The sequence below is a fragment of the Novosphingobium sp. PhB55 genome (assembly GCF_004368805.1).
Classification (GTDB): domain Bacteria; phylum Pseudomonadota; class Alphaproteobacteria; order Sphingomonadales; family Sphingomonadaceae; genus Novosphingobium.
In genome coordinates, this window is record NZ_SODQ01000005.1 from 18,501 (window position 1) to 38,350 (window position 19,850).

Annotated in this window: 21 protein-coding genes; 8 read left to right on the plus strand and 13 right to left on the minus strand. The window is 66.7% G+C overall.

Going from position 1 to position 19,850, the window contains the following annotated elements:
- Positions 1–90: 90 nt before the first annotated feature.
- The 4 genes from EDF57_RS12715 to EDF57_RS12730 all read right to left on the minus strand — a co-directional run bounded on the left by EDF57_RS12715 (position 91) and on the right by EDF57_RS12730 (position 3,481).
- Positions 91–966, minus strand: coding sequence for a dienelactone hydrolase family protein (locus EDF57_RS12715; RefSeq protein WP_134094589.1), 876 nt, complete (start codon positions 964–966; stop codon positions 91–93).
- Positions 967–1,064: 98 nt separating this feature from the next.
- Positions 1,065–1,466 carry a VOC family protein gene (locus EDF57_RS12720; protein ID WP_132264942.1) on the minus strand — a complete coding sequence of 134 codons (402 nt, stop codon included), beginning with the start codon at positions 1,464–1,466 and terminating at the stop codon, positions 1,065–1,067.
- A gap of 135 nt (positions 1,467–1,601) precedes the next feature.
- Entirely contained in the window at positions 1,602–2,456 is an 855-nt protein-coding gene (purU, locus tag EDF57_RS12725; protein ID WP_132264940.1) for a formyltetrahydrofolate deformylase, read from the minus strand.
- 11 nt (positions 2,457–2,467) lie between these two features.
- Positions 2,468–3,481, minus strand: a complete 1,014-nt coding sequence (locus tag EDF57_RS12730; RefSeq protein WP_134094590.1) for a nitronate monooxygenase — start codon at positions 3,479–3,481, stop codon at positions 2,468–2,470.
- Between the two features lie 219 nt (positions 3,482–3,700).
- On the opposite strand from EDF57_RS12730, the gene EDF57_RS12735 reads away from it, so the two are divergent.
- Entirely contained in the window at positions 3,701–5,245 is a 1,545-nt protein-coding gene (locus tag EDF57_RS12735; protein ID WP_134094591.1) for a catalase, read from the plus strand.
- A gap of 217 nt (positions 5,246–5,462) precedes the next feature.
- A complete protein-coding gene (locus EDF57_RS12740; RefSeq protein WP_134094592.1) occupies positions 5,463–6,758 on the plus strand; it encodes an acetyl-CoA hydrolase/transferase C-terminal domain-containing protein in 1,296 nt (431 codons plus the stop codon).
- Positions 6,759–6,870: 112 nt separating this feature from the next.
- Here EDF57_RS12740 and EDF57_RS12745 read toward each other — a convergent pair whose 3' ends face one another.
- Positions 6,871–7,197: a GIY-YIG nuclease family protein gene (locus tag EDF57_RS12745; protein ID WP_134094593.1), complete on the minus strand. Its 327-nt coding sequence runs from the start codon at positions 7,195–7,197 to the stop codon at positions 6,871–6,873.
- 95 nt (positions 7,198–7,292) lie between these two features.
- Here EDF57_RS12745 and EDF57_RS12750 point away from each other — a divergent pair, with 95 nt between their 5' ends.
- Complete coding sequence (locus EDF57_RS12750; RefSeq protein WP_134094594.1) at positions 7,293–7,817, plus strand: DUF2239 family protein; 525 nt, start codon at positions 7,293–7,295, stop codon at positions 7,815–7,817.
- 82 nt (positions 7,818–7,899) lie between these two features.
- Here EDF57_RS12750 and EDF57_RS12755 read toward each other — a convergent pair whose 3' ends face one another.
- Entirely contained in the window at positions 7,900–9,159 is a 1,260-nt protein-coding gene (locus EDF57_RS12755) for an aspartate kinase (protein ID WP_207912896.1), read from the minus strand.
- Between the two features lie 95 nt (positions 9,160–9,254).
- Here EDF57_RS12755 and ubiG point away from each other — a divergent pair, with 95 nt between their 5' ends.
- On the plus strand, positions 9,255–10,004 hold the full coding sequence (gene ubiG, locus EDF57_RS12760) for a bifunctional 2-polyprenyl-6-hydroxyphenol methylase/3-demethylubiquinol 3-O-methyltransferase UbiG (RefSeq protein ID WP_134094595.1): 750 nt from the start codon (positions 9,255–9,257) through the stop codon (positions 10,002–10,004).
- A gap of 28 nt (positions 10,005–10,032) precedes the next feature.
- Here the strand turns inward: ubiG and EDF57_RS12765 are convergent, their stop codons facing one another.
- From EDF57_RS12765 to EDF57_RS12780, 4 genes are read right to left on the minus strand one after another with little or no spacing between them, the layout of a single operon-like run.
- Entirely contained in the window at positions 10,033–10,536 is a 504-nt protein-coding gene (locus tag EDF57_RS12765) for an ATP-binding protein (RefSeq protein ID WP_134094596.1), read from the minus strand.
- Positions 10,533–11,099, minus strand: coding sequence for a nicotinamide riboside transporter PnuC (gene pnuC / locus EDF57_RS12770; RefSeq protein ID WP_132264923.1), 567 nt, complete (start codon positions 11,097–11,099; stop codon positions 10,533–10,535). The genes EDF57_RS12765 and pnuC overlap by 4 nt, the downstream gene beginning before the upstream one ends.
- Positions 11,100–11,145: 46 nt before the next feature.
- Complete coding sequence (locus tag EDF57_RS12775) at positions 11,146–11,493, minus strand: arsenate reductase (protein ID WP_134094597.1); 348 nt, start codon at positions 11,491–11,493, stop codon at positions 11,146–11,148.
- A gap of 4 nt (positions 11,494–11,497) precedes the next feature.
- Positions 11,498–11,803, minus strand: a complete 306-nt coding sequence (locus EDF57_RS12780) for an antibiotic biosynthesis monooxygenase (RefSeq protein ID WP_132264919.1) — start codon at positions 11,801–11,803, stop codon at positions 11,498–11,500.
- Between the two features lie 223 nt (positions 11,804–12,026).
- Here EDF57_RS12780 and aroC point away from each other — a divergent pair, with 223 nt between their 5' ends.
- The gene (gene aroC / locus EDF57_RS12785) at positions 12,027–13,109 is read left to right on the plus strand and encodes a chorismate synthase (protein WP_134094598.1); all 1,083 of its coding nucleotides are present in this window, start codon (positions 12,027–12,029) and stop codon (positions 13,107–13,109) included.
- Positions 13,110–13,170: 61 nt separating this feature from the next.
- Here the strand turns inward: aroC and EDF57_RS12790 are convergent, their stop codons facing one another.
- The 3 genes from EDF57_RS12790 to EDF57_RS12800 form a co-directional block, all read right to left on the minus strand.
- A complete protein-coding gene (locus EDF57_RS12790; RefSeq protein WP_134094599.1) occupies positions 13,171–13,752 on the minus strand; it encodes a Smr/MutS family protein in 582 nt (193 codons plus the stop codon).
- 7 nt (positions 13,753–13,759) lie between these two features.
- Positions 13,760–14,977, minus strand: a complete 1,218-nt coding sequence (locus EDF57_RS12795; RefSeq protein WP_347876955.1) for a murein transglycosylase A — start codon at positions 14,975–14,977, stop codon at positions 13,760–13,762.
- A gap of 153 nt (positions 14,978–15,130) precedes the next feature.
- A complete protein-coding gene (locus EDF57_RS12800; RefSeq protein WP_134094601.1) occupies positions 15,131–15,841 on the minus strand; it encodes a Tim44/TimA family putative adaptor protein in 711 nt (236 codons plus the stop codon).
- A 411-nt stretch (positions 15,842–16,252) separates the two neighbouring features.
- Between EDF57_RS12800 and secB the strand changes: the two genes are divergently transcribed.
- The 3 genes from secB to trpS all read left to right on the plus strand — a co-directional run bounded on the left by secB (position 16,253) and on the right by trpS (position 19,814).
- Positions 16,253–16,765: a protein-export chaperone SecB gene (gene secB / locus EDF57_RS12805; protein ID WP_132264910.1), complete on the plus strand. Its 513-nt coding sequence runs from the start codon at positions 16,253–16,255 to the stop codon at positions 16,763–16,765.
- A gap of 139 nt (positions 16,766–16,904) precedes the next feature.
- Positions 16,905–18,473, plus strand: a complete 1,569-nt coding sequence (murJ, locus tag EDF57_RS12810) for a murein biosynthesis integral membrane protein MurJ (protein WP_134094602.1) — start codon at positions 16,905–16,907, stop codon at positions 18,471–18,473.
- Between the two features lie 309 nt (positions 18,474–18,782).
- Positions 18,783–19,814 (plus strand): tryptophan--tRNA ligase, encoded by a 1,032-nt coding sequence (gene trpS, locus EDF57_RS12815; RefSeq protein WP_132264907.1) that lies wholly within the window; start codon positions 18,783–18,785, stop codon positions 19,812–19,814.
- Positions 19,815–19,850 lie beyond the last annotated feature (36 nt).

Here is a 19,850-nt window from a genome sequence, read left to right on the forward strand (position 1 = left end):
CGAGCGCTTCCTACACCGTGGACGCGCCTATTGTAACCCGGCGTTAACGGGCAAATGACGATCTGGACATCCGCCCATGGAGCCGCCGCTTCACAGCGTGGCGTAGAGCGTCAGCATCCGCTGCCAGGCCTTGTCCGCGGCATCCGGGTCCCACGCCGGGGAATCGGGCACGCACCAGCCGTGATCGGCCGGATAGACTTCGACTTCCGCCGGGCGGCCCGCGGCCGCGGCCGCCTGCTTCAGCTCGGACTTCTGCGCCGGCTGCTTGGCGTCGTCGTTGCGGGCGATGGCGAAGAGGAACGAGGCCTGGGTCCGCGCCAGAAGGCGGTGCGGGCTGTCCGCCTTGTCGGTAACCAGCCCCGCCCCGTGGAAAGAGGCGGCCGCGCGCACGCGCGTCGGCACGGCCGCGGCCGCGCGCACGGTGAACGGGCCGCCCATGCAGTACCCGTTCGAACCGATGCCGCGCTTGCGGTCCACGGCTTTCTGCTCGTCGAGAAAGGCGACATAGGCGGCGGCATCGCGGGAGATCGCCTCGGGCGTCAGCGCGGCGCGCAGCGGCTCGACTTTGGCCTGCCCTTCCGGGGTGCGGAATGCGGCGAAGCTCTCGAACACCGGGGCGGGCTCTCCGCGGTAATAGGGGTTCACGACAAGGACCGCATAGCCTTCCGCGGCCAGAGTGCGGGCCATGATCTTCTTCGCTTCGCGCAGGCCGGCGATATCCGGCCACATGATCACGCCGGGGTGGCTACCCTTGGCGGGATGGACGAAGAAGGCATCGGCCACGCCGTCCGCCGTCGTGATCGAGACCATCCGCTCCTGCACGGAATTGGCGGGATGAGTCTTCATGATGCTGGTGCTGCAGCCTGCCAGCGCGGCGCTGGCGCCAAGCGCCGCGAACTCGCGCCGGTTCAATCCCCGGCGCGCGAGGTTGCCATCTTCAGCTTCGGCCGTGAAGTCATCGCACATCGAAAGGCGCTCCGGTCCTTGGAAAATCAGGTTGTTGCGGCAAGGCTACCCAACCGGGACCGGGAAGGCGAGCATTTGCTACGCCGGGCGGGACAGATTCAATCGCCCGGGAAATTGAGTTCCAGGTTCACCGCATTGGGATCGACCAGGAATATCTGCCGCAGCCCCAGCTTCGGATGGTCGCTCACGCGGTGAGCAAGGCCCAGTTCCTCGATCTTCGCCGCAGTCTCGGCAAAGCCGGTGCAGCGCAGGGCAAAGTGGTGGAGCGCATTGGTCGGCTGGCCGGGACGATAGGCCTCGTAGCGGTCTCCGGCCGTCGTGCGGTCGACCAGGTGAACGATCGCGCTGCCCTGCCCGTCGCGCATCCAGTAACCGGCGATGCCCATGGCGATCGTGGGGTTGTCGCTCCGCGTGAGCCCGAGGACCTGTTCGTAGAACGAGGCCGTCTTCTCGAGGTCGTCAGTGAGGATATTGACGTGATCGACGCCGCTGACAGGCATGGCCGCTCTCCCTGGTTTCAGTTCGCCGAAAGCGAATTTGGCGGCACCCGCCCACGAAAAGGCCCTCTCGGGCATTTTCGGACAAAGACTCGTAAAAGCACACACCATCGACCGATGCGCGCCCCGCCGCAAGGGTCAGCTGCGGAAGACCACCGTGCGGGAACCGTTCAGCAGCACGCGGTCCTCCAGATGCAGGCGCACGGCCTCGGCCAGGACGCGGCGCTCGATGTCGCGGCCCTTGCGCACCATGTCCTCAGGCGTGTCCGCGTGAGTCACGGCTTCGACATCCTGATGGATGATCGGGCCTTCGTCGAGGTCGCCGGTCACGTAGTGCGCGGTGGCGCCGATCATCTTCACGCCGCGCGCATGGGCCTGGTGATAGGGCTTGGCGCCCTTGAAGCCCGGCAGGAACGAGTGGTGGATGTTGATGCAGCGCCCCGACAGGAACGCGGCCATCTCGTCCGAGAGGATCTGCATGTAACGCGCCAGCACCACCAGTTCGGCCCGGGTTTCCTCCACGAGCGCGCGGATCTGCGCTTCCTGCTCGGCCTTGGTTTCGCGCGTGATCGGCAGGTGATGGAAGGGGAAGTCCCCGATCATCAGCGAATTGATCGCCTCGCGCGGGTGGTTGGAGACGATCCCTACCACTTCCATCGGCATTTCGCCGATGCGCTGGCGATAGAGCAGGTCAGCCAGGCAATGGTCGAACTTGCTGACCAGCAGCAGCACGCGGCGCGGCCGGTCGCGGCGCGTCATCGACCAGGCCATGCCATATTCGTGGGCAATCGCCCCGAAGCCCTCGCCGAACGCCTCGCGGTCGGCCGAGCCGGGATCGAAGGCCACGCGCATGAAGAACTTGTCTTCTTCGAGGTCGTTGAACTGCTGCGCCTCGATGATATTGCCGCCCGTCTGGGCAAGGTAGCCCGTGACGCGGGCGACGATCCCCGGACGGTCGGCGCAGGACAATGCCAAAATCAGCGGTTCGGCCATCGACCCGGTCCTCAGGCGGAACGGTTGGAAAGCGCGGCCTCGGACTCGGCCATGAGCGCGGCAATGATCTCCGTCACCGGCTCTTCCTTGCTGACCATGCCCACCGACTGGCCGGCCATCACCGAGCCGCTCTCGACGTCGCCGTCGATCACCGCGCGGCGCAGGGCGCCCGCCCAGAAGTGCTCGATCGCCAGCTGGGCTTCGCTCATGTCGACCTCGCCGGCGTCAAGGCGCTTGGCGACTTCGATCTGCTTGGCGGTGAACTCCTCGGTGCCCTTGTTCTTGAGCGCGCGCACCGGGATCACCGGCAGGCGCGGATCGACCTGGACGGAGGTCACGGCGTCGCGGGCAGAGGCGCGGAAGAAGGCCTTCTTGAACGCCGGATGGGCGATGGATTCGCTCGCGCAGGCGAAGCGCGTGCCAAGCTGGACGCCCGAAGCGCCCATCTCCAGATAGCCGGCCATGGCCTCGCCGCGGCCGATGCCGCCCGCCACGAAGACCAGGTGCTCCTCGGCCAGCGCCGGCAGGATTTCCTGCGCCAGCACCGAAGTGGAGACCGGGCCGATATGGCCGCCAGCTTCCATGCCCTCGATCACCAGGGCGTCCGCGCCCGAGCGCAGCAGCTTCTTGCCCAGCGCCAACGTCGGCGCGAAGCAGATGACCTTGGCGCCCGATTCCTTGATCGCTTCCAGGCTGCCCTTGGGCGGAATGCCGCCGGCCAGCACGACATGGCCGACCTTGTGCTTCGCGCAGACCGCGATCAGGTCGAACAGCTGGGGGTGCATGGTGATGAGGTTCACGCCGAAGGGCTTTTCGGTCAGCGCGCGGGTGGCCGCGATCTCCTTGTCGAGGAGTTCGGGGTTCATCGCGCCGCAGGCGATCACGCCGAAGCCGCCCGCATTGCTGATCGCCGACACGAGATTACGCTCCGACACCCAGGACATGGCGCCGCACAGGATGGCATATTCGGTGCCGAAGAATTCGCGTCCGCGCGTCATCAGTGCGGAGGTCTTTGAGGTGGCCATCGATGCTCCCATAGCCGGCAATTCCATAATGAGCGTGCGCCATAGATGGGCGGAAGGCCGCGCACAAGCGCCGCCGCCGATGCACGCTTCCCTCTAACTAATCGCCTGGACCGATCACACTTACATCTTCGTATAGTTTCACCGATCTCCATGCAGGCGTTAAGCCCTTCGCATAGCCGAGAAAATCGACCCGATTTCGATGAGACAAGGAGTGAGACCATGACCGAGACCCCACCCAATGGCGGCAAGTGCCCCTTTGCCCATGGCGAGACCTCGCTCACTCCTACCCCCCTCACCACCGCCTTCGGCGCGCCCGTGGTGGACAATTCCAACTCGCTGACCGCCGGCCCGCGCGGCCCGTTGCTGATGCAGGACGTGTGGCTGCTGGAAAAGCTGGCCAACCTCAACCGCGAAGTGATCCCCGAACGGCGCATGCACGCCAAGGGCTCAGGCGCTTTCGGCACGTTCACTGTCACCGGCGACGTTTCCAGGTACACGCGCGCGAAGTTCCTGGGTGAAGCGGGCAAGCAGACCGAGATCTTCGCGCGCTTCACCACCGTGGCGGGCGAGCGCGGCGCGGCCGATGCCGAGCGCGACATTCGCGGTTTCGCGGTGAAGTTCTACACCGAGGAAGGCAACTGGGACATGGTCGGCAACAACACGCCGGTGTTCTTCGTGCGCGATCCGCGCAAGTTCCCCGACCTCAACAAGGCCGTGAAGCGCGACCCCCGCACCAACATGCGCAGCGCCACCAACAACTGGGACTTCTGGACCCTGCTGCCCGAGGCGTTCCACCAGGTCACCTACGTCATGGGCGACCGCGGCATTCCCAGGAGCTACCGTCACATGGACGGTTTTTCGAGCCATACCTACTCGTTCTATAACGAGGGCGAGCGGTTCTGGGTGAAGTTCCACTTCAAGACCCAGCAGGGCCACGCCCACCTGACCGACGCCGAGGCGGCCGAAGTGGTGGCGGGAGACCGCGAATCGAACCAGCGCGACCTCTACGACGCCATCGAGCGCGGGGATTTCCCGAAGTGGAAGGTCATGGTCCAGATCATGGCCGAGGAAGAAGCGGCAACTTGCGGCTTCCATCCCTTCGACCTGACCAAAGTCTGGTCGCAGAAGACCTATCCGCTGATCGAAGTCGGCATGATGGAGCTGAACCGCAACCCGGACAACTTCTTCGCCGATGTGGAACAGAGTGCCTTCTCGCCCTCGAACCTCGTCCCCGGCATCGGCGTCTCGCCCGACAAGATGCTCCAGGCGCGGCTCTTTGCCTATTCGGATGCGCAGCGGTACCGCCTTGGCGTCAATCACCACCAGATTCCGGTGAACGCCGCGCGCTGCCCGGTCTTCACCAACCACCGCGACGGCCAGGGCCGGGTCGACGGCAACTATAGCGGCCTTCCGCATTACCACCCGAACTCGTTCGGCCAGTGGCAGGGCCAACCCGAGTTCCGCGAGCCGCCGATGAAGATCAACGGCGCTGACGGTTCTTGGGCCGACTTCTGGGACTTCCGCGAGGACGATCACGACTACTACAGCCAGCCGCGCGCCCTGTTCGAACTCATCGACGCCGACCAGAAGCAGCGCCTGTTCGACAACACCGCCCGCGCCATGGGCGACGCGCCGGACTTCATCAAGCAGCGGCACATCGACAACTGCACCCGCTGCCATCCGGCTTATGGCCTGGGCGTCGCCAAGGCACTGGGCATGAGCGTGAACCCCGCGCTTTCGCCGGTACCCGAAACCGCCGACTGACCTCCCGGCCGTCGCACGTTCCCCCCGCCCGGCCCTCCCTGGCCCTGCGACGGCCCCGATCCCGCCCCCTTTCCCCCGAGGGGGCGGGATCTTTCTTCTGCAGAACGAGACGCAATCCCGGCGGGACGCGGCCATGTCGCGCGCAGGCCCCGCTTCCGGTCTTCCCCTTGCTTCCTGCCGATGGCACACCCGGACCCATAGAAAAAAGAGTGGGATCATGGACGCCAAGCAGATCTACGCCGCCAAACTGACTTCTGCCGACGAAGCGGTCCTGGCCATCGCCAGCGACAGCGACCTTGCCATGGGCATGGCTGTCGCCGAGCCGCCCGCGATCCTCGCCGCGCTTGCCCGGCGCGCCGAAGCCGGAACGCTGCGCGACTTGCGGGTCTGGTATCTCCTCTCGCAGACCCATGCCGGAACGACGATCCTGCGCCGCGACTTGCTCGACCGGATCCGGCCGCGCTGCCTGTTCATGGGCGGGGTCGAGCGTGCCCTCGTCAAGGCCGATCCCACGGCGGAAGCGCTCATCGATTTCGTGCCCTGCGCCTTCAGCGGGTCCCCCCGGCTGCTGCGCGACGAATGCGCGCTGGACGCCTGCGTGCTCACTGTCTCGCCGATGGACGAAAGCGGCTATTTCAGCTTCGGCGCGGCCAATGACTATACCTCCGTTGCCGCGCACTGCGCCCGGACGGTGATCGTCGAAGTGAACCCGGCCATGCCCCGCGTGGCCTGCTCGACGCCGCTCCACGTCTCGCAGGTTGCCGCCATCGTCGAGAACGCCGTCCCGCTGCTATCGTTTGGCGAAGCGCCGGCCGCCCCCGAGGACGAGGCCATTGCCGCGCGCATCGCCGACATGATCGACGACGGCGCCTGCCTCCAGATGGGCATCGGCAACCTTCCCGCTGCGGTCTGCCGCCGCATCGAAAGCCGCCGCGACCTTGGCATCCATACCGAATTGCTCACCCCGGCGATGGCGGGGCTGGTCCATGCCGGCGCCGTCTCCAACCGGCTGAAGGCCACTCATCCCGGCCGCAGCGTCTATACTTTCGCCATGGGGGACGCGCCGTTCTACCGCTGGATGGACGGCAATCCCCAACTCTACTCGCTGCCGGTCGACGTGGTGAACGACGCCGCCGAGATCGCCCGGAACGACAAAGTGGTCTCCGTGAACGCGACGATCCAGGTCGACCTTCAAGGCGCCTGCAATTCGGAGTTCATGGGCGGGCGGCAGTTCTCGGCAGCGGGCGGCCAGCTCGATTTCGTGCGCGGCGCCTATGGATCGAAAGGCGGCGTCTCGATCATCGCCTGCCGTTCTACGGCGAAAGGCGGCACCGTCAGCCGCATCGTACCGCGGCTCGACGGCCCGGTGACGACGCCCCGCAACGACGTCCACTGGATCGTCACCGAGCACGGCGCTGCCAACTTGCGCGGCAAGAGCCTGCGCGAACGGGCCGCGCTGCTGATCGGCCTGGCGGACCCTCAATTCCGGGACGAACTCGCCAAGGCGCTTTGACGGGAGCCGTCAAAAGAGCCGCGGGCGACGCCTATACCGCAGGACGCGCCTGCGGCCGCGCCGCGATCTTGGCTGCGGAATTCGAACCCGCGCCATGTCGGAGCGCCGGAGCCTAGATTGCCGCCGCGCCCAGCCGCACGATCCAGTCCGCATGACGCCTCTTGAGTTCCCGCTGCCAACCGAGCCCGATTTCCTCGCTGTCGAGCACGTCCAGCACTTCGAAGGCCAAGGATTCCGCGCCGTGCTCATTCCACACCGCCTGCAGGCCGGGGTGCGGGGAACCGCCGTGGCGCAGGCTGAAGAAAATCCGGTTGCCGATCGTCACAAGGTCAGGCGCGCGGCCCACCCACACCAGGGCCGCCGCCTCGCAGCGCACCGCGTAGATGCCCCGCTCCGGTTTGCGCTGGCGATATGCCGCGACTGCCGCCTTGCGATCCATGATTTCCCTTTCTCGAGTCCCGATATTTTCACCCGGATAAATTGACTCAGCCGCAAAATCAAATTACCCGGGCAAAAATCATTCAGGATGGCTCGATGACACGGAACTGCACTGCCTTTCTTGGCATGACCCGCATAGCGCGCGGCAGCCCGGACCAACTCGTCGCCGCGCTGCGCGGGCGCGAGGACGGACTGCTCGTGTTCGACGATGCGGATGGCAGGGCCGTCGATCTCGACTGGCGCGGCGTCCCCGCGCTTGCGCAAGAAGAAGCGCCCCGGCGCCGTGGCCGGCCCAGGCTGGGCGTCACCGCCCGCGAAGTGACCCTGCTGCCGCGGCAGTGGGACTGGCTGTCCCGCCAGCCGGGCGGGGCCTCGCAGGCGTTGCGCCGTCTCGTCGATGAAGCGCGCAAGGCCGACGGCGGACGTACCGCGCGCCGCACAGCGCAGGAGCGGGCCTACCGCGTGATGGCCGCGCTTGGCGGCGACCTGCCCGGCTTCGAGGAAGCCTCACGCCTGCTCTTCGCGGACAAGCTGGAAGAACTGGCCGCAGCGCTCGCGCCGTGGCCTGCCGACCTCAGGAACCATGTGCTCGAACTCGTCCAGCCGCGCGCCGAAGACTGAAACGAAAAAGGCGGCGCTCGCCGCGCCGCCTTTTCCTGTTCGATGTCTCGCACCCAATCGGGCGCGCCGTCGCGCTGACCCGTCAGGCGGCGGCGTCGAGCCCGTAAGCGGTGTGCAGCACACGCACGGCCAGTTCGGTCTCGTCCGTGTCGATCAGGACCGAAACCTTGATCTCGCTGGTCGAGATGGCGATGATGTTGATGCCGCGGTCGGCCAGGGTCTTGAACATGGTCGAGGCCACACCGGCGTGGCTGCGCATGCCGACACCGACGACGCTGATCTTCGCGACATTGCTGTCGGCGATCATGCGGTAGTAGCCGATGGCTTCCTTGCGTTCTTCCAGAAGCGCCTGCGCGCGGACGAGGTCGGCCTGCGGCACCGTGAAGGTGACGTCGGTCTCGCCTTTGTCCTTGGCGACGTTCTGGATGATCATGTCGACGTTGATGTTCGATTCCGCGAGCGGCGCGAAGATCGCGGCCACGGCACCCGGACGGTCCGGCACGCGGGTAAGGGTAACCTTGGCTTCGTTCTTGTCGGCGGCGATGCCGGTGATCAGCTGGCGTTCCATGTCGCTTCCTTCTTGTTCGGCATTGGCCAGTTCCTCGTCGCTCACGATCATCGTGCCGGGCAAGGTATCGGCGGCCGGGGCATTCTCGTCGATGAACGAGGACAGCACCTGAACCCGCACGTTTTCCTTCATGGCCAGCGAGACGGAACGGGTCTGCAGGACCTTCGAACCGACCGAGGCCAGTTCGAGCATTTCCTCATAGGTCACCAGCGGCAGCTTGCGCGCCTTGGCGACGATGCGCGGGTCGGTGGTGTAGACGCCGTCGACATCGGTGTAGATGTCGCAGCGGTCGGCCTTGACCGCCGCCGCCACGGCCACGGCCGATGTGTCCGAACCGCCGCGCCCCAGCGTGGTGATGCGGTTGTCCGGCGAAACGCCCTGGAAACCGGGGATCACCGCGATCTCGCCCGCGGCCATCGAGGCCAGCAGCGCTTCCGAATCAAATTCCTCGATACGGGCCTTGGCATGGGCGTCGTCGGTCTTGATCGGCAGCTGCCAACCCAGCCATGAGCGTGCCTTGCAGCCCATCGCCTGCAGCGTCAGCGCCAGCAGGCCCGAAGTGACCTGCTCGCCCGAAGCCACGACAACGTCGTATTCGGCGGGATCGTAGAGCGCATTCGCCTCGCGGCAGAAGTTGACGAGGCGGTCGGTCTCGCCCGCCATTGCCGAAACGACGACCGCGACTTCGTGGCCCGCTTCCTGCTGGCGTTTGACGATACCCGCCACGCGCCGGATTCGCTCGGTGCCGGCCATCGAGGTGCCGCCGAATTTCATCACGATACGTGCCAAGGTGCCGTTGCCCCCTTCGGGTTGTGCGCAGGAGAGTTGCGCGTGTGGATAAGAGTCGGCCGGGCTGTTAGGGGGGAGTCATGGATAATGCAACTGCTTCGAACACGCCTTCTCGCGCAACAATCGATCCGAAGGAAGCCGCTCACTTCGGCGCGATGGCGGCGGAATGGTGGGATCCCAAGGGTTCCTCGGCCATGCTGCACAAGCTGAACCCGGTACGCCTGGCCTTCATCCGCGCCGAGATCGACCGCCACTTCTCCACCGACTCGCGCATGCTGCGGCCCCTTGCAGGCAAGCGCGCGCTGGACGCGGGCTGCGGCGCCGGCCTGCTTTGCGAACCGCTCGCCCGCCTGGGCGCGGCCGTGACGGGCGTGGATGCAGCGGCCGAGAACGTGGCTTCGGCACGCAGCCATGCCGAAGCCATGGGGCTACCCATCGCGTACCGGCACGGCGAACTCGGCCAGCTCGGCCTCTCGGGCTTCGATCTCGTCTGCTCGCTGGAAGTGATCGAGCACGTCACTGACAAGGCGCTGTTCATCGGCCAGCTTGCCGAGGCGATGGCGGACGACGGGCTGATGTTCCTTTCCTGCCCCAACCGCACCCCGGCCTCGCGCCTGCTGCTGGTCGAGGCGGCCGAGCGGCTGGGCAAAGTGCCGCGCGGCACGCACGACTGGAAGGAATTCGCCACCCCCGACGAATTGCGCGATCTGGCGGCAGGCGCCGGGCTGGTGCTGGGCGAGCCCAAGGGCATCGCCTGGTCGCCGACGGCAGGATTGCACCTTTCGGACGATCTCTCGCTGAACTTCATCGCGACCGCACGGAAGAAATAGGCCGCCGCTCCGGCGGACGCCATGTCGGCTAGAGCGTCCTCGCCAAAGCCGATATGGCGAGCTGGGCCTGCGCCTCGCGCTCCTGCCAGGACCCGCCGATCCGCGTGAAGGGCACCTCTGCGCGCACCAGCATCTCTTCCGCGAGGGCAGCAAAGCGCGCGCGCCTGTCGTCCGTGCCGAAGAAGCGGGTGCCGTCATCACGCCATGGCACATCGGGCGCGAAGAGCAGGTAGTGGTCCGCCTTGGGATAGGCCAGCAGCGCCGGCGGCACCTCGCCGAACAGCATCTGCGCCCAGGCGGCGGTCATGAGCTGGTCGGTATCGAGGAGCAGGACCGGCGGGCGCGCGGCCATGGCCTTGCGATTTTCCTCGGCCTGGCCTTCGGCAATGGCAAGAAGGTCCGCCATCGTCAGGTCGGTGCCGTGCTCCTCGCAGTACGTGCGGCCGTATTCCGGCACCCAGGGATAGCCCAGCCGCTCCGCCAGCACCGACTTCCCGGTGCTTTCCGCGCCGTGGAGGCACAAGGTGATCACGCCGCTTCGGCTTTCTCGGCCGCGATCCACTCGCGCAGGCCCAGTACCGACATCGCCAGCAGCACCACGTAGAGCGCCGTCGTCGGCCAAAGCCCCTTGTAGATATAGACCCCGATCGAGGCGACATCGATCATGATCCACAGCACCCAGTTCTCGATGCGGCGGAAGCCTAGCAGGATCTGCGCGGCGATACTGGCCCCGGCGATGGCGGAATCCGCATAGGGCAGCGACGCATCGGTGAACTTGTGCATGACCCAGCCCAGGTTCAGCGCCAGCGCCGCCGTGCCCATCAGCCAGAGCAGCCGCGCGAAATTGCCCAGGCGGCGGACCGGAACCCGGCTTTCGCCGCCCCCCGCGCGCACCCAGAGCACCCAGCCCCAGATCTGCGCGGCGAAGAAGAACAGTTGCAGCCCCGCTTCCCCGTAGAGCTTCGCGTCCCAGAACACGACGAAGTAGAGCATGACCATGGCCATGCCGAACGGATAGTTCCACACGCTGCGCTGCACGAGGAGCGCGATATTGGCGAGCCCGAGGGCCGCCGCTGCCCATTCGATCGGATCCATCGCGACGCTTCAGCCGGCCTGCATCATGGTCATCACCGCCGACCCGTCAGCCCAGCGCCGCCTCCCATTCGGGCGCCTTGAAGCCCACCAGCAGTCCGCCGGGATATTCCACGACCGGTCGCTTGATGCAGCTTGGGTTGGCCGCCATGATTGCAACCGCCTTGGCGCCATCGATGTCGGCCTTGTCGGCCTCGGGCAGCTTCCTGAATGTGGTCCCGGCGCGATTGAGGAGCTTTTCCCAGCCGGCCTGCGCCACCCACCGCTCGAGTCGGGCCGCTTCGGCGCCTTCCTTCTTGTAGTCGTGGAAAGTGTATTCGCTGCCTCGGGCGTCCAGCCAGTTCCTTGCCTTCTTGACGGTGTCGCAATTCGGAATGCCGTAGAATTCGAGGCTCACGTCTTCACGTCCTTTGGAAACGGTGCACCCGCGGCGAATCGCAGGTGAAGAGGGTATAGCTCTCGTAGTAGCCTTCCCGGCCGCGCTTTTGCACGACGATATGTTCGGCATGGCGCGCCCAGCCCCGTGCAGAGGGCTCGTCTTCCCATTCGGACATGGCGATCACTTCCCCGTCGTCGCTGAGGTAGCTTTTGAAGGAGAGAAAGCCCGGCTGGTTTCGGGCGAGCTCCTCCATATGGTCGGCATCGTGGACATAGGCCTCGGCATCGATGTCGACGCGTTTTCGGTTGCGGAAGACGACGAGAAACATGGCGCACCCCTTATCGATTTTCCCCGCTCCTAGCCGTCCGCCCGCACCATTCAAGCGCAGGAACAACCACTTCTGCTGAATTTCGCCCCCGCGGAGGGATCGGCACGATCCGAAAGAAGCGATCTGGCCCCGTGTGCGGGACGTCATCTGCCCCGTACGCGAGATGTCATCTGTCGCGTGCGCGAGGCTGGACAAACCGATCCTTGCGCGACAAAGCGCCTCCATGAGCGTGAACACATTCGGACGCCTTTTCCGTTTCACCACCTGGGGCGAAAGCCACGGACCGGCCATCGGCGCCGTCGTCGACGGGTGCCCGCCGGGCCTGGCGATAGACGAAAGCACGCTCCAGCCCTTCCTTGACGCGCGCCGCCCCGGCCAGTCGAAGTTCACGACCCAGCGCCAGGAACCGGACCACGTCCGCATCCTTTCAGGCGTGTTCGAGGGCCAGGATGGCGTGCGGCGCACGACGGGCACGCCGATCAGCCTGATGATCGAGAACGTCGATCAGCGCTCCAAGGACTATTCGGATGTCGCCAAGGCCTACCGCCCCGGTCATGCCGACTATGCCTATGACGCCAAGTACGGCTTCCGCGACTATCGCGGCGGCGGGCGCAGTTCCGCGCGCGAAACCGCCAGCCGCGTGGCGGCCGGCGGCGTGGCGCGGCTGGTGATCCCCGAAGTGCAGATCCTGGCCTATGTCTCCGAGATCGGCGGCGATGCGATCGACATGGCGCAGTTCGATGCCGCGGAAATCGGCAACAACCCGTTCTTCTGCCCCGATCCGCAAGCCGCGAAGCGCTGGGAAAAGATCGTCGACGATGCACGCCTGGCCGGCTCCTCGGTCGGTGCGGTGGTCGAATGCATCGCCACCGGCGTTCCTGCTGGTTGGGGCGCGCCGCTCTACGGCAAGCTGGACGCCGACCTTGCCGCTGCCATGATGGGCATCAACGCGGTAAAGGGCGTGGAGATCGGCGACGGTTTCGCCGCCGCGCGCCTGACCGGCGAGCAGAATGCCGATCCCATGCATCCCGGCGTTGGTGGACCCGAATTCAGCGCCAACCACGCGGGCGGCATCGCTGGCGGCATCTCGACCGGCCAGCCGGTGGTGCTGCGCGTAGCGTTCAAGCCGACCAGTTCGATCCTCACCCCGCAGCCGACGATCAACCGCGAAGGCGAGGCCACCGAACTGCTCACCAAGGGTCGCCACGATCCCTGCGTGGGCATTCGCGGCGTGCCGGTGGTCGAGGCGATGATGGCGCTGGTCCTGGCGGACCACAAGCTGCTGCACCGGGGGCAATGCGGCTGATCGGGCCGACCTGCCGGCGCTGGGAAGGCGTTCCTGAACCCCGGGACGCCGCCTGCGAACGCTACTTGCGTTTCTTGAGAACGACGTAGATCGCGCCTTGTCCGCCGTGGCGGCGATGCGCGCCGCGGATGGCGACGATGTCGAGCGCGTGGTCGCTGGCTGCGAGCCAGTCCGTGATCTTGGCGCGGATCGCACCCCGCGCGGTGCCGCGGTCCATCGCATCGACCGGCCGGGGCTTGCCCGTGACGATCAGCACGACCCGCGCGCCCATGGCCTTCGCCTGCGTGAGCCCGTGCATCAGCCGCACATAAGCCTGGTCGAGATTGGAACCGTGAAGGTCCAGGCTGAAGTCAGGAACCAGCGTTCCCTTGGAAATGCGCTTCTCCCACGAGCCATCGAGGTGCAGCGGCGCGTCCGCCTTCGGCTTGGTCGCAACCGGCTTCGGCGGCAGGGGCGCCGGTATCCGGCCTTTCACTTTCTTGGGCGGCGAGGCGGGCGGAAGCACCACCGTCCGCGCCGGTGCCGCCATGAGAGCCGTGGGAATGGCGACAGGCCTGCGCTTTTCAAGCGGCGTCACGGTCCGGGCGACTTGCGCCCAGATTTCCGCTTCATCCGCTGTCAGTCGCCGCCCCGGTCGCCGCATCGCCGTTCTACCGCACGCCGAGGCGCGACAGGGTGCCCTTCGGCACCAGGATCAGCGCCTCGCCCCGGCCGCTCATGCCGCCGGCGGTAAGCCGCGCCTGCTCGCCCGAGCCCCAGAACGTGTCGAAGCGGTTGGCGCCCTTGATCGCCCCGCCGGTGTCCTGCGCCACCCACAGGCCGGTCGCCTCGCGCCGGTCCAGCCGCAGCCACACCGGAGCGCCCAGCGGCACGAAGCGCGGGTCGGCCGCCACCGAGGCATGGGCACGCACCGGCACGTTCAGCGCGCCGAGCGGGCCATCGCCCTTGAGCTCCTTGAAGAACACCCACGACTTGTTCTCGCGCATCAGCGCCGCGCCATCGGCGGGCCGGTCGTGGATATATTGGATGATGCCCTGCATCGATCCCGAATATTGCCCCGGCGCCGAACCAACGAGGCCGCGATCGCGCATGACGCCGCCGATCCCGGTATAGGGCAGGCCATTCTGCCCGGCATAACCGATCCGCATCACGCTGCCGTCCGGCGCGCGCAGGCGGCCCGATCCCTGGACCTGGAGAAAGAAGAACTCGATCGGATCCGCGACCCAGGCGATCTCCAGCCCCTTGCCCGCGAGCACGCCCTGTTCGATGGCGGCGCGGTCGTAATAGGGCACGAAGACGCCGCTGACATCGTAGCGACCCAGCGGCATCCGCCCGCTGGAGGTCGGCGCGGCATCGCCCGCCTTCGCGCGCACCAGATCGCCCGGCATCGAATAGACCGGGACGGCATAGCCTGGAACCGGCAAGCGGGAGCCGGCGATCTCCGGCTCGAAATAGCCGGTGGCAAAGCCCTTGCCGTCACCCACGCGCGCGGTTTCGAAATAGGCGGCGAAGAACTGCGCGGCCGGTTTGCCGCTCCACGCCGCAGCGGCGGCGCAGGCCTGGCGCCAGTCGGCCGGACGAGTCAGCCCGCTCGCATCGGTGCGCACGGTGACGCGCGGGCAGCTTTCGCGGAACGAGGCCAGTGCCGCGGCGGCATCGGTCGCGTTCATCGGCAGCGAAGAAACCGAAGGCCCTTGCTTGACCCCGGCAGCGACGGCGCTGACGGGCTGCGGCACAGCCGGTTGGGCCGGGGCGGTCGGTCGGGGTTGCTGTGCAGGCGGCCGGGCGGGCGGACGCGAAGGCCCCTTGGGTCCGGGCACGACCTGCACGCAGGCGGCCAGCAGCGCCGGCAAGACGAAGGCAGATATACGGCGCCATGGAAAACGCGACTCCCGATGGCGCGACACGCTCCCTCCCCGCAAAATCGATCTCCGAAACCTGATAACAACAAGGCCGGACCTTTCGGCCCGGCCTGTCGATCCTTGTGGGATCATCGGCGCGAAATCAACCGCGCGGGGCGATCAACCGGCGTCGGTTTCGTCGAGCAGCCAGTCGGGACCGGACGAATTGAGCTGACGGCTGAAGGTCCAGACGTCCACCGCCTCGATCGCATCGTCGAGCGAACCGGCGATCACATGGCCTTCGGCGTCGCGCGTGACGGCAGCGATATCGGAACGGAAGCGCAAGGTGATGCGGGCAAGGCCGCTTTCCACCCCGGCAGAGACGATCGCGACATCCTCGATACGGATGAGGCGGTTGTCCATGGTCTCGCCGGCAGCAAGGCGCGCGTCGATCGCGGCGGCGAAGCTGTCATACACATCGCCTTCGCAGAGGGCGCGAAGCTCGGCCTTGTCGCCCTTCCAGAACGATTCCAGGATCAGGCGATAGGCACTGCGCGCGCCTTCGAGGAAGGCATAAGCGTCGAAACGACGATCCGCGCCGGAAATCTCCGCCAGGCCGCGCTCCACGGAGGGCGGCGCAAGCGGCATTTCGCGCAGGCGCTGGGGCTGGCCGACCCGGCCGCGTTCGTCTCCCTTGGCATCGCCCTTCGCATCGGGCTTGCCGTCCGCCTTGGGGGCAGGGACGCGCGGCGCACCGGGCTGGCCCTGGCGGCCTTCGAAGCGCCCCTGGATCGGCTCTTCCTCATGCTCGGCGCGGCGGCCGAGTACCGAATAGAGCCGCAGGCCAAGGAAGGCTGCGATCATGGCCAGGATCACGATTTCCGGTGTCACGTTCCTTTGTCCATCCTTGTGTTGGACGCTTCTGGGATACGGGTGGAGCGTTTCACGCCATCCGCCCGAAGGCGCCATCATAGACCCAGATAGGTACGGTTTTCAAATGAACAACGCGTGAGCAACGGTATCTGGGATTTTTCCGCCGTTACGAGTGCTACAACCGGACCAACGCCCCCGGCCCGCAAGCGTTCCCTGTCCTCCCTGCGCCGCCCCCGCGCGCGCCCTATGCCCGGTTATGCCGCTATGCCTGCGAATCGGCCGGCGGCGTGCCTTTGCACCCCCGCTGAAGGGCGGTTTGCAACAATTTACCCCTTCTCGGGTGTTCCACCGGCCCGCAAAATGCTTTAGGCGCGCGGCCAGACTTCAATCCGTGCGCCCGTAACGGGCCAATTTATCGGGAATCACCAAATGGCCGACGAAGGCAACGTCATCTCCGATCTCAACCTCGGCAACGGCGAGGATTCCGCGCCGGCCGCCGGCGTCATCTCGCAGTACGTCAAGGACCTCTCGGTCGAGAATCCGAACGCACCGCAGAGCTTCTCCTGGCAGGACGAGCCGCAGATCGAAGTGCAGTTCAACATCGGCGCCCGCCAGATCGACGGCGAAGTGCACGAAGTCGAACTGAAGATCACTTGCGCCTCGAAGGGCCCGCAGGGCACCGCTTTCGTGGTCGATCTCGCTTATGCCGCCCTCGTCGGCATGCGTAACCTGGAAGAGAGCCAGGCCCACGCGTTCCTCTACGCCGAAGCCCCGCGCATCCTGTTCCCCTTCGCCCGCCGCGTCGTTGCCGACGCCGTGCGCGATGCCGGCTTCGCGCCGCTGATGCTGGAGCCGATCGACTTCAACGGTCTCTACATCCAGCAGATTCAGGCGCAGCAGCAGGCCGACGCCGCCCAGGGCGAGCCGGTCGGCCACGCCTGAGGCCACAGCTTGAAAGGCGCATGACGCGCGTTTCTGCACTATCGGCCCGCGCCTCCGACCTGGAGACGTGGGCCGTTGGTTTTTCCGGGACCGGCATTTCTGGAACCGGGACCAAGGCGATCATCGGGAAGTTCCGGGCATGAACCTTACCAAGGCGCTCGCCAGTGTCGGCGGCCTCACTCTGGCCAGCCGCGTGCTCGGTCTGGTCCGCGACAGCCTGTTCGCCCGCTTCGTGGGCGCGGGCTTCGCCTCGGACGCCTTCCTGATCGCCTTCCGCCTGCCCAATATGTTCCGCGCCCTCTTCGCGGAAGGGGCCTTCGCTTCGGCCTTCATCCCAATGTTCAACCAGAAGGTCGCCAACCGAGACGGTCCGGGCCTGCCCGCCGGGATCGCCTTCGCCGAACAGGCGCTCGCCGTGCTCCTGCCCATCCTGCTGGCGATGACGCTGGTGCTGGAAGTGTTCGCCTGGCCGGTGACATTCCTGCTTTCGGGCAATTTCAACGGCGTTTCGCAGGAGCAGTTCGCTTTCGCGGTGCAACTCAGCCGCCTGACGATTCCCTATCTGGCGCTCATCAGCCTGGTCTCGCTTCTGGGCGGCATCCTCAATTCGCTGAACAAGTTCTGGGTCAATGCGGCCGCACCGATCCTGCTGAACCTGACGCTGATCGTGGCGCTGCTGGGCTTCCATTCCGCCGATGCGCTGGTGACCGCGCGCAACCAGGCCATCGGCGTCTCGGTGTCCGGCGCGCTCCAGTTGCTCTGGCTGATGTGGGCCTGCCGCGCGAACGGCGTGTCGATGCGCCTGCGCATGCCGGTGTGGAATGCCGACGTGAAGCAGCTGATGAAACTGATCCTGCCCGCGGCGGCCGGCGCCGGTGCCGTCCAGATCAACCTCGTGATTTCCACCGCGCTCGCCGCCTCGCTGCTGGCGCACGGCTCGGTCACTTACATCTACATGGCCGACCGCCTGAACCAGCTTCCCCTCGGTCTGATCGGCATCGGCCTGGGCACCGTGCTGCTGCCGACGATCTCGCGCCAGCTTGGCGGCGGTGACGAGGCCGCGGCGATGGACACCCAGAACCGCGGCATGGAACTGGCCCTGCTGCTCACCCTGCCCGCGGCCGTCGCCCTGATCGTCTGCGGCCAGCCGATCGCCGCCGCGCTGTTCGGCTACGGCAAGTTCGACGCCGTGGACGTGGCGCGCACGGCGGAGGCACTCGCCGCCTTCTCGATCGGCCTGCCCAGCTATATCCTCGTGAAAGTGCTCACCCCCGGCTTCTACGCCCGGCAGGACACGAAAACGCCGGTGCGCTACGCGATGATGTCGATGGCGGTGAACCTCGTCCTTAACCTCGCGCTGATCGTGCCGCTCCAGCACATGGGTCCGCCGCTGGCGACCGCGATCGCCTCCACCGCCAATGTCGCCATGCTCTACTGGACGCTGGTGAAGCGCGGGCATTTCCAGTCCGATGCCCGCCTGAAGCGCCGCGCCCCGCGCCTTGCACTTGCGGCCGGAGCGATGGGCGTGGTGCTCTGGTTCGGGCAGGACCTGCTGACACCTTATCTCCACGGCACCTGGCTGGTGCGCGGTCTCGCGCTGGCCGCGCTCGTTTCGGCGGGCGGCGTGGTCTATGCGCTGGCGACCCTGGCGACCGGCGCCTTCACGCGCGACGATCTCGCCCTGCTACGCCGCCGCAAGGCTGGCTGAGCCGGCGATGGGCGCCCTGGGCCGCAGCATCCGCGAATCCAGCGCCGCCGCCCGCGGGCAAGCAGCGGCGCGCCGGGACCGAGCCCCCCTCTTCCATCCCGGCAAAGCTGTGCTATGAGCCCTGCCCATGCACGGCCTTTCGCACACGAAGTCTGCCGAATCCCGTCGCCTCTCGTGGCGATGGCGGGGCGCTGCGCGCAAGACGCGCTGAACCGGGGCGCGCCTGCCGCGCCGACACCGCCTGCATCGGCGCCCTCCCGGGCGCACCTTTAGATCCCCGACCACTCACAACTCGCGAAGGACGCGTCCATGCGTATCGTCTCCGGCATCCAGCCCACCGGCAACCTGCATCTCGGCAACTATCTCGGTGCGATCCGCAATTGGGTCTCGATGCAGGACGAAGTCGCCGCGCAGGGCGGTGACAGCCTCTACTTCCTGGCCGATCTCCACGCGATTTCCATGCCGCACGACCCGGCCACTCTCTCCGCCAACACGCGCGAGATGGTCGCGGCCCTGGTCGCCTGCGGCGTCGATCCCGACCGCTCGATCCTGTTCAACCAGACCCAGGTTCCCCAGCATGCCGAACTGCAATGGCTGCTCAACGGCACCGCGCGCATGGGCTGGCTGAACCGCATGACCCAGTGGAAGGACAAGGCGGGCAAGAACCGCGAAGGCGCCTCGGTGGCGCTGTTCACTTATCCGGTGCTCCAGGCCGCCGACGTGCTGCTCTACCAGGCCACTCACGTCCCCGTGGGCGAGGACCAGAAGCAGCACCTCGAACTCGCCCGCGACATCGCGCAGAAGTTCAACAACGACTTCGCGCCCAAGGACGAAAACGGGGAAGACGTCCCCGTCTTCACCCTGCCCGCGCCGATCATTCCGCCCGAGGCCGCCCGCATCATGTCGCTGCGCGATGGTTCGTCGAAGATGAGCAAGTCAGACCCCTCGGACATGGCGCGCATCAACCTGACCGACGATGCCGACACGATCATGCAGAAGGTCAAGAAGGCCAAGACCGACCCCGAGCCGCTGCCTTCCGAAAAGGAAGGCCTCGAAGGCCGCGCCGAGGCGCGCAACCTCGTGGGCATCTATGCGGTGATGGCCGGCACCACGATGGAGGCGGTCCTGTCCGACTTCGGCGGCGAGGGCTTCGGCAAATTCAAGCCGGCGCTGGGCGAGCTGCTGGTGGAAAAGCTGGCACCGATCAACGCCCGCTTCGTCGAACTGCGCAGCGACCGCGGCGCGCTCGACGCCATCTTGCGCAAGGGTTCGGAAAAGGCCCGCGCGCTCGCCGTGCCGACGCTGGACAAGGCCTACGAGGCGCTCGGCCTGGTGCGCTGAGGACAGCATGGCGTCGTCCCGGATCCGGTCCGGGAC